8 protein-coding genes, 1 tRNA gene and 1 pseudogene are annotated in these 9119 nt (G+C 65.8%); 6 read left to right on the top strand and 4 right to left on the bottom strand.

The genetic code is table 11. The annotated features are described in order from the left end of the window. The coding region (locus IT350_10720; protein ID MCC6158513.1) for a S8 family serine peptidase at positions 1–2672 on the bottom strand (2672 nt) is incomplete at its 3' end. 202 nt (positions 2673–2874) lie between these two features. On the opposite strand from IT350_10720, the gene IT350_10715 reads away from it, so the two are divergent. Further along, positions 2875–3978 (top strand): hypothetical protein, encoded by a 1104-nt coding sequence (locus IT350_10715; protein ID MCC6158512.1) that lies wholly within the window; start codon positions 2875–2877, stop codon positions 3976–3978. Positions 3979–4084: 106 nt separating this feature from the next. Here the strand turns inward: IT350_10715 and IT350_10710 are convergent, their stop codons facing one another. From IT350_10710 to IT350_10700, 3 genes are all read right to left on the bottom strand, one after another. Continuing rightward, positions 4085–4300, bottom strand: a complete 216-nt coding sequence (locus tag IT350_10710; GenBank protein ID MCC6158511.1) for a hypothetical protein — start codon at positions 4298–4300, stop codon at positions 4085–4087. Positions 4301–4499: 199 nt separating this feature from the next. Then, a tRNA-Leu gene (locus tag IT350_10705) sits at positions 4500–4581 on the bottom strand. 127 nt (positions 4582–4708) lie between these two features. Continuing rightward, on the bottom strand, positions 4709–5044 hold the full coding sequence (locus IT350_10700; protein ID MCC6158510.1) for a hypothetical protein: 336 nt from the start codon (positions 5042–5044) through the stop codon (positions 4709–4711). 254 nt (positions 5045–5298) lie between these two features. On the opposite strand from IT350_10700, the gene argH reads away from it, so the two are divergent. The 5 genes and pseudogenes from argH (at position 5299) to IT350_10675 (ending at position 9118) form a co-directional block, all read left to right on the top strand. After that, positions 5299–6669 carry an argininosuccinate lyase gene (gene argH / locus IT350_10695; protein ID MCC6158509.1) on the top strand — a complete coding sequence of 457 codons (1371 nt, stop codon included), beginning with the start codon at positions 5299–5301 and terminating at the stop codon, positions 6667–6669. A 189-nt stretch (positions 6670–6858) separates the two neighbouring features. Next, positions 6859–7363: pseudogene (locus IT350_10690) on the top strand (hypothetical protein). Next, entirely contained in the window at positions 7360–7824 is a 465-nt protein-coding gene (locus IT350_10685; GenBank protein MCC6158508.1) for a helix-turn-helix domain-containing protein, read from the top strand. Before IT350_10690 ends, IT350_10685 begins: the two are co-directional and overlap by 4 nt. A 93-nt stretch (positions 7825–7917) precedes the next feature. Continuing rightward, on the top strand, positions 7918–8322 hold the full coding sequence (rsfS, locus tag IT350_10680; GenBank protein MCC6158507.1) for a ribosome silencing factor: 405 nt from the start codon (positions 7918–7920) through the stop codon (positions 8320–8322). Between the two features lie 4 nt (positions 8323–8326). Next, positions 8327–9118, top strand: coding sequence for a TatD family hydrolase (locus IT350_10675; protein ID MCC6158506.1), 792 nt, complete (start codon positions 8327–8329; stop codon positions 9116–9118). Position 9119: the final 1 nt, after the last annotated feature.

Below are 9119 nucleotides of genomic sequence, written 5' to 3'. Positions count from 1 at the left end.
TGCTTGTCGCAGACTTTTTCCGGCGCGACCTGCTCGGCGTTCGAACGCAGCAGCACGGGGAATCCGTCGATGCGATCGGCCTCGCCGTCGTTCTCGAAATCGACGCTTTTCCACGCATAAACTTTTTGATCGTATGACGCGGCGACGATGTCGAGCCGTCCGTCCCCGTCGAGATCCGCGAGCGCGGGCGACGCGGCGAAGACGTTGCCGTGGCCGAATGCGAGCGAACTGTCGTTCGGCGGCGCGTCAGCCGACACCGGGAAGCCCAGCAAAAACGGACCGCCGTCGTGGTTGTTGCCGTCGGGCCAGACGGCGTAGATTTTCCCGCCGTACGTCGCCGTGACGATGATCGGCACGCCTTCACCCAGCAGATCCGCCACCACCGGCGTGCCGGTGTGTCCGTCGTCCACCCCGCTTGGCGTCGGCGGGATTTCGACCGGGAAACCCGGCGCCACTTCGTACTCGCCCGACACGCCGTCGATCTTCCACACCTGGATCTCGGTGTTCGATGTGGCGAGCACGATTTCGAGCCGTCCGTCAGCGTCGCCGTCCATGTCGTAGAGCACCGCGCTGCCCACGCCCGCCGCGCCGGTTTGGATCGGCATGCCCGGCATGAGGCCGGTGGCCGCGTTGTCGTCGATATCGACCGCAAAGGTCTTGCGCGCCTCGCCCCACACCTCGCTCGCGTCATCCGCCGTGTAGTGCGCGCGCACGCGCAGCGTGAGCGTTTTGTCGAAAGGGCCTTCGGCCGGTTCGCGAAGCTCGGAAAAATCCAGATGCGGTTCGAGATTGATGTCCGCGAGCGGACCGTCGATGCCGTCCGTCGAGCCGGAGCCGACCTGCGTGAATTCGTCGTCGCGCGGATCGGCGCTTTGCGCGATGCCGATGTCGTAGGTTACGGTGCGCCCCCGCGCCGAAATCCGCGCGTCGATCGCGAGCACCGGCGAGACGTCGGGATTCACATGGTCCCACCATCGCGGCGACACAATGCGCACCGCGGGCGGAATTTTCTCGGGAATGTCCTGCTCCGGCACGCCGAGCGTTTCGAGCGCGCGCTGGGCGTTGGCGCGCCCGTAGCCCCAGGTGTAATCCCAGCCGGGCTTGCATCCGCCGCCCGTGAACGTCACGCAGTGATCCGCCACGTCGTCGGCGGTCATGTTGATGATCTGACGGACCTCTTCGGCGGACAGGTCGATACCGCGTTCGAGCGCGTAGGAGAAAATCAGCCCCGCGAGGCCACCCGCGTTGCCCACCGACTCCGACGAACATGCGCCGGTGGAGACGGTGATCTGAATGTGGCTGCCGTAATTGGTGCAATAGCTTTCGGTGTAGCCGATGTCGCCGAGATCGAAGTCGCCGATGATGTCCACCGGCGGCAGCGGCAACACCGCGTGGACAGCCATCACGTCGTCCGCGGCCGCGGGGTAGATGTGGTGGAAGCCCCACTCGTCGCCCGAGGCGGCGATGATCGCCATGCCCGCCTCGTGCGCCGCGCTGAAGATCTCCTGCCCGCGCTCCGACCAGTCCGGCGCGCCCAGCGGAATCATGGCTACGCGCGCGCCCATGTCCGCGGCGTATTCGACGCCCGCGGCCATCGCGTCCATGTCGCCGAGCACCGCGTCGGTCACGCGCACGACCATGAGCGAGCAGTCGGGGCACACGCCCGGCTTGTCGCCGATGCCGTTGTCGGCTCGCGCCGCCGCGGCGGACCCGACGAGGTTGGAGTGAATGCCCTCGGGGAACGCGCCGACGCCGAGCGGCGTGTTGACGTTGCGCACGAAGTCCCAGCCCGAGATGTCGTCGATGTAGCCGTTGCCGTCGTCGTCGACGCCGTCGGTGAAGACGTCGAACAGATCCGCGGGAGTGACGTTCGCCCCCGCCGCTCCCGCGAGACGCGGGTCGGCGTTGTAGTCGCTCGCCGAGAACCGCCCGTCCTCGTTGCAGTCCCAGTCGTCGCAGGGCGACGCGCCGATTTGCGGCTGCGGCAGTTCGCCCGCGTTCAGAAAAAGTCGATCGGCGAGATCGCCATTCGATAGACTCGAAAGACCGTTGTCGATGTCGGCGACGACGATCTCGGGCCGTCCGGTGTGGATCTTCCACGCGCCGGTGGCGTTGATGCCCGGCGCGCGCCAGGGCTCGTCGGGGCTCGACGATTCGGGGTCGAGGGGATCGAAACCGAGAAGCACATTGGCGTTGACGAAAATGCCCGTGAAGTTCGCGGGATCGTACTCCGGGCGCGCGAGATCGAGCGGCACGTTGGGCACAAACCAGTCGTACCCGCCCGGCCAGTCGCCGTCGAATTCCTGCGCACTCATGTCCTCGGCGCCGTCGAAAACCACACGCACTGGCAGGCCGAAGCGTAGATCGGAATCGGGCGTCAGCACGATCGTGTCGTTCGCGACACTCGTGGTTTCCAGCGAGACCGCCGCCGCGATCGGATCGCCGGAATCGCGGGTCTCCAGAAACACGTTGCCCGCGTTCACGGTCGCGGGATTGAGCGACGCGTCGGCCACGAGATAGACATTTTCATCGACGCGCGTCTCGTAATCCGAAAGACGCGGCGTCATCGACGTCAGGCCGAACGCCCACGCGGACGCTGCGGGCGCGAGTATCAAGACGATCGCGGTAAAGATATAGAAGATCCGGCGCATCAGCTCCCCCGAAAAATTCATGACGCGTCTTTCACGCGGGGGCGAATTCTAGCACGAACGCCCGCGCGCGCGAGCCCTCACCCCGGCTCGCTACGTTCGCCACCCCTCTCCCGTCATGACGGGAGAGGGGCCGGGGGTGAGGGCCTCGTCCGCAAACATCGGCGTGACATGCCCGGCGGCTTTCGGCGATAATCCGCGCGGACATTTCGGAAAGGGCTCCACGATGAAGACTTGGCGATGGATGGTTTCGGCCGCACTCCTGATGCTCGTGCTGGCGCTCGCGTTCGCGGCCTGTGGCGGAGGCGGCAGCGAAGGCGACGATGATGATGACGATGATGACGATGACGACGACGGAGACGACATCGACTTCGTTGAAATCGGCCCTGCGGCGGGCGGGCAGATCAAGCTCGCGACGCTCGACGACGGCACGGTCGTGGCCCTCGTGTGGGTGACCGGCGACGACATCCGCTTCGGTGTACTCGGCGAGGACGGATGGGACTTCGAGACGGTCGCGGGCGCGAGCGGAGCGAGCTTCGTGGACTGGTCGATCGACAGCGGTGACGACGTGCACGTGTGCGTGGCGTCGGAAGGCACGCAGGCGATCGCGGTGCATCGTGGCGGGTCGTGGAGTGAAGAGGTGCTCGACCCGACGGCCGCGACGCCCGGCGCGACTTACAAGGACTGCGCGATTTCGGTGGATTCCGACGGCGCGACGCACATCGCTTACTCCGACACCGCCGGCGGGCTGAAATACGCGACGGACGAAAACGGCGGCGCGTGGGGCGGTTTCACGCTGGAGCAGACGATGGACGAAGCGACCGCGCCGGCGCTGCACGTGGACGGCGGGGGCACCGTGCATTTCGCCTATTACGGCCGCGACGGCTCGTCGTGGAAAATCCGCGCGGGCCGGGTCGCGGGAACGGGCGTCGAGGTTGCCGAGATCGGCGATTCCGGGACGGCGCTGTCATCGGTGGTCCTGGCCATCGACGGCGACGATCGCCCCAACTACCTGTTTCGCGATCATCTGGCCGGCACGCTGAACATCAGCGAAAACGGCGCGACGGGACAGCCGGCGTTGGAAGGCGAATTTGGGCCGGATTTCGGCCTGTACGTGGACGGCGCGGGTGCGCATCACCTGAGCTATTACGACATGGGCGGCAAGGATCTGTTCTACGCGCACGACGCCGATGGTGACTGGGCGTTTCGATCCATCCACACCACCGGCGACGTGGGCAGCGCAAGCGGCGTGGCGCTGGACGCCGATGGCCGCGCGCACATGCTCTACTTCGGCGAAGGCTCGCTGTGGTGGGCCAGCTTCGATTGGTAAACCGCGCGGCGTAAACGACAACCGATCCAAACACGAAGGGCGACCGCGCGGTCGCCCTTCGTGTTTTTCACTCGAATTCGAAGCCTTCGGCGCACGCGCCGAATCGTTATCCGCCGATTTTCTTCTTGGCGCCCTTCTTTTCGCTCTTGCCGCCGCCTCCGCCCCCGCCGATGGCTTTCTTTTCCTTCTTCGGTTGGCTGGTGGCCTTTTTGGCGCCACTCGACTGGCTCTTCCCGTCATCGGTCTTCGAACCGCAGCCGCTCATGGCCAACGGCGCCGCGAGCATGGCGGCCGTCAGCAAGACAACAAGGCACTTCTTCATGGATCTCACCCCTTGGTGTTGACGTTCCCGGATTGCGTTGACGTACCCAAACGTGTTGCGTTGCAATCCACCAATGTCGCATGCGCGCGAAATCGTCAAGCGGTCGCTGACGGGGCCGGAACCGACACAATTAGAACGCAGGGGCGCGATTCATCGCGCCCACCGGATTCGGAACGGCGAAGAACGAAAAGACGGTCGTTGCGAGAGGAGGGACTCGAACCCACACGCCTTGCGGCACTGGATCCTAAGTCCAGCGCGTCTGCCAGTTCCGCCACTCTCGCATAAATCGGCTTCCGCCGCTCTCGCACGAATTTCGCACCGCGCGCCCAAACACGAACGGCGGGCGCGCGGATCCTTCGATCCGCCCCGGCCCGCCGCCAATCCTACCACACCGATCGCGTCGGCGTGTCAGCCCTTCTTCGCCTTCGCGCGGACCTTCGCCTTGGTCCACTGCCGCGTGGTGCGCTTGAGGCCGTGCACCTTGCCCTGAAGGATCTTGGCTTTTTTCTTATCGCCCGCAGCCAGCGCCTCGGCCCGGGCCTTCTTGGCCGCGCGGATACCCGTCTTGACCGCCGGGTCCTTGTAGATCTCGACCGATTCTTCCAGCGGGATGCCGTAGTGTTCGAACAGCGCGCGCGTGAGCTGGTCCTTGTTCATCCCGGAGATGCCCGAAAGATCCGGGATCTTGTGCGCTTCGTCCCGCAGTTTCGGAACCGGCAGCTTCAGAATTTCCATCTTGTTCATGGCGAATCCGCTCCCCTTTCGCGACCGCGCCGCCCTCGAATCGCCGGGCCGTGTCGCGAGAAAACCCCAATGAGCGCCGCAATATAGGCATCGCCCCCCGGAGCGTCAACACGCGCGTTACGTTTGCACGTCACGTTCGCACGTCACGTTCAGTGCTCCCGCGCCGCCGGGCGAGGCCGTAGCGCCCGCGCGCCCCGTATGCTAAACGCGGCCCTGACGACAACTGCAACCACGCACCGCCCGGAGAGACCGGCATGACCCTGTGGAAGGGCCGCATCGGCGGCCGTCTCGATGCGTCGATGGAGGCGCTCAATCGCAGCCTGCCCGTGGACATCCGCCTGTTGCCCGAGGACGTGGCGACCAACCGCGCGTGGATCGGCGAACTCGAACGCCTGGGCGTGCTGACCACGGCGGAGCGCGAGGCGCTCGACCGCGAGCTGACGAACATCCTGCGCGAGTTCGAGGCCTTCGCGTTCGATCCCGACACGATGCCCGACGAAGACGTGCACAGCCTGATCGAACGCCTGCTCACCGAGCGCGTGGGCGACGCCGGCGCGCGCGTGCACAGTGGACGCAGCCGCAACGACCAGGTGGCGACCGACTTCCGCCTCTTTCTGCGCGACGCGTGCGCGCAAACCGCAGCGCGCATCCGCGACCTCGCCGGGCTCGTGCTCAATCTCGCCGAGCGGCACACGGAAACCGTCATGCCCGGCTACACGCACCTTCAAGCCGCGTTGCCGATCACGCTGGGGTTCGATCTGTGTTCCTTCGCGGCGGAACTCGCGCGCGACCGCAGCCGCTTTGTGGACGCCATCGCACGAGCCGACGAGTGCCCGCTGGGGTCGGGCGCGCTCGCGGGCTCGGGTCTCGCGGTCGATCGCCACGCGCTCGCCAAGGCGCTGGGCTTCGCGCGGCCGACGATCAACGCGCAGGACGGCGTGTCGAGCCGCGACGCGGCGCTGGAATTTCTGCACGCGGCGACCACCTGCGCGGTGCATCTGTCGCGTCGCGCCGAGGACGGCGTGATCCGCGCGTCCGCCGAGTTCGGCCACTACCGCGCGGGGGATTCGGTCAGCACGGGCAGCTCGATGATGCCCCAGAAACGCAATCCCGACGGGCTCGAACTCGTGCGCGCCAAGGCCGCGACGATCATCGGACGCGCGACCGGATTCGCCGCGATCCTCAAGGGCCTGCCCCACGCCTACGGCAAGGATCTGCAGGACGACAAGGCCACGGTCTTCGAGGTCTTCGACACGCTCCTGCTGTGCCTCGACGTGACGGGCGCGCATCTGCGCGACGCCGTGTGGCGGGTCGAGCGTCTCGCCGCGTCGATTCCCGCCGAGTGCGCCGCGACGGATTTCGCCGACGCGCTGGTGGAGGGCGGCACGCCATTTCGCCGTGCGCACGAGATCGTCGCCGGATTCATCCGCGAACTCGAGGAATCGGGCCGCCGCCTCGCCGATGTGCCGCCCGAAGACATCGCCGCTCGCCTCGGCATTCCCATCGCCGTCTCCCGATGGACGCCGCGTGCGTCGATCGAACGCCGAAGCGTGGCTGGCGGCACCGCGCCGGACGCCGTGCGGGAACAAGTGAGGGTACTGCGTGGTGAGTTTGGGCTGGGGTGAACGGTAGCCACTTGTCAACGCAGTTGACGCAATTGTCAAGCTTGACAAATGAGCTATGCTTGCTGATGATGTCGCTGAAAGGTCGGGGCGCGGTTCGGCGAATCGGCCGCAAAAGGCTTGGCCGGACGGGGGTCAGTCTTGCTCCCTGAGTTCGACGTCAACGGGTGTCTTCCGGTTGGCGACTACGAATTGACGCTGACAGAGTTGCACGCTTCGTTTCTCGTGCGCGGTCCCGAGGAAGATTACGAAAATTGGGATCGAGAATGGCGCGGCAGGCTCGTCGAAAACCTGGAGATCCTGACACGGCAGCTGTGGCAGGTTGGAATCATCGAGATCTTCGTCGACGGCTCCTTCGTGGAGGACAAGGAACACCCGAACGACATCGATGGGTATTTCGTGTGCGATATGCGGGAATTGGCGAGCGGTCGGCTGCAGACTGCCCTCAATCTGCTTGATCCGCACAAGATCTGGAAGTGGGACCCCGCATCGCGCAGGTCGTATCGGGGCTATCCGAAGAAGCAACTGCCGATGTGGCACCAATATCGGATCGAAACTCTACCCGCACTACGGACAACCCACTGGAATCCGCGACGCATTCGGCAACGAACTTGAGTTCCCATCGGCATTTCGGCTTTCTCGGCGCGACGGGAGACCGAGAGGGATCGTGAAGATCCGAAAGGAAGACCTGCCATGATCCGAAACGAAACCGAATATCAGGAGGCCGTGCGTCGGCTTCAGGACGAGCGCGCGCGTCTCTGCAACCACAAGGTGCATCTGGAAGCCATGGGCCTCGGCCCCGACGAGGTGAAACGGGCGATCGACCCGCTACAGTCGTTTCACGAGCAACTCGCCGAAGAGGTCGAGAGTTACGAGCGTTTGAGGCGCGGCGACATCGCCGAGACGATGAATCTGCATGGGCTTGGGCAAGCACTCGTGGCTTTGCGCATCGCCCGGGGACTCACGCAGCGAGAGCTTGCATCGCGGCTCGGCGTGCATGAATCGCAGGTCTCCCGCGACGAGCGCAACGAGTACCACAACATCACGGTGGCCCGCGCAAGCCGTATTCTCGACGTACTCGGCGTTCGCATGCGGGGTCTGTTCGAGCAGCCGCTCGCGCCGCAACCGACGCTCGGGGGACCGCCTATCGTCGGTTGACACCCGCCCGTACGATCTGACAAGTTCCCGCCAAACCCTCAGGAGGCCGCCCTGGCTCTACCCAAATCGACGAAAGCGCGCGTTGAGTCCATCGTGACGCACGCGCTGGCCAAGCTCGCTTACGACGTCGTCATCCTCGACGTCGGCGGGCTGTGTTCGTACACCGACGCCATCATCGTCTGCCACGGCACCAGCACGCGCCAGGCCGCGACCGTGGCCGAGCACGTGATCGAGCGGATGAAGAAGGAAAACGTCTATCCGCTCGGCCGCGAAGGCGAGCGCGAAGGCCAGTGGGTGGTCATCGACTACGGCGACGTGGTCATGCACATCTTCCACGAGCCGATCCGCACCCATTACGATCTCGAAGGCGTGTGGGCCGACGCCCCGCGCGGGCGGGCGTCCTCCAGCGCCGAGGGCGTGCACGTCGTCTGGCCGCGCAAGCGGCGCAAGAGCCCGGACAAGGCCGCCGAGTCGGATGCCGCCGAAGCTACCGAATGAGCCCATGGAATCCTCGCCCGCCATCGCATTCATCGACACGCACTGCCATCTCGAATCCGAGAAATTCGACGCCGACCGCGACGCCGTGATCGACCGCGCCCTCGCGTCCGGGGTGACGCGCATGATCTGCGTGGCGACGAACGCCCGTGACGCGCGCGCCGTTTCGGATCTCGCCGCGCGGCGGCCCGAGGTCTTCATGGCGCTCGGCCTGCATCCGCACGACGCGAAATCGGCGACGCCCGACATGATGGCCGATTTCGAGCGCATGGCCGATGGACCCAAGGTCGTGGCGTGGGGCGAGATCGGTCTCGACTATCATTACGATTTCAGCCCGCGCGACGTGCAGCGCCGCGTATTCGTCGATCAGATCCATCTCGCACGTAAACACGATCTGCCGATCGTCATTCATTCGCGGGAGGCGGACGACGACACGCTCGCGATCCTTGCCGACGAGGCCGACGGTCCCTATCGCGGCGTGTTTCATTGCTTCGCGGGCGACGTGGCGATGGCCGAGCGCGTGATGGAGATGGGCTTCGCCCTCAGCTTCACGGGAACGGTGACGTTCAAACCCGAGATGCCGTCGCACGCGGTGATCCGCCGCGCGGGACTGGGCCACGTGATGACCGAAACCGACGCGCCCTACATGGCGCCCAAGCCCGACCGCGGCAAGCGCTGCGAGCCCGCGCACGTGGTGCGCGTGGCCGAAAAATTCGCGGAACTGTTCGGCGTTCCCGTGGGCGATGTCGCGCGCTCGGCGCTCGCCACCGCGCGGCGCGTCTTCCCCCGGCTGGTGTGAT

Source organism: Deltaproteobacteria bacterium (genome assembly GCA_020845895.1).
In the GTDB taxonomy this organism is placed as follows: domain Bacteria; phylum Lernaellota; class Lernaellaia; order JACKCT01; family JACKCT01; genus JADLEX01.
This window is presented reverse-complemented; position numbering and strand designations above follow the sequence as displayed.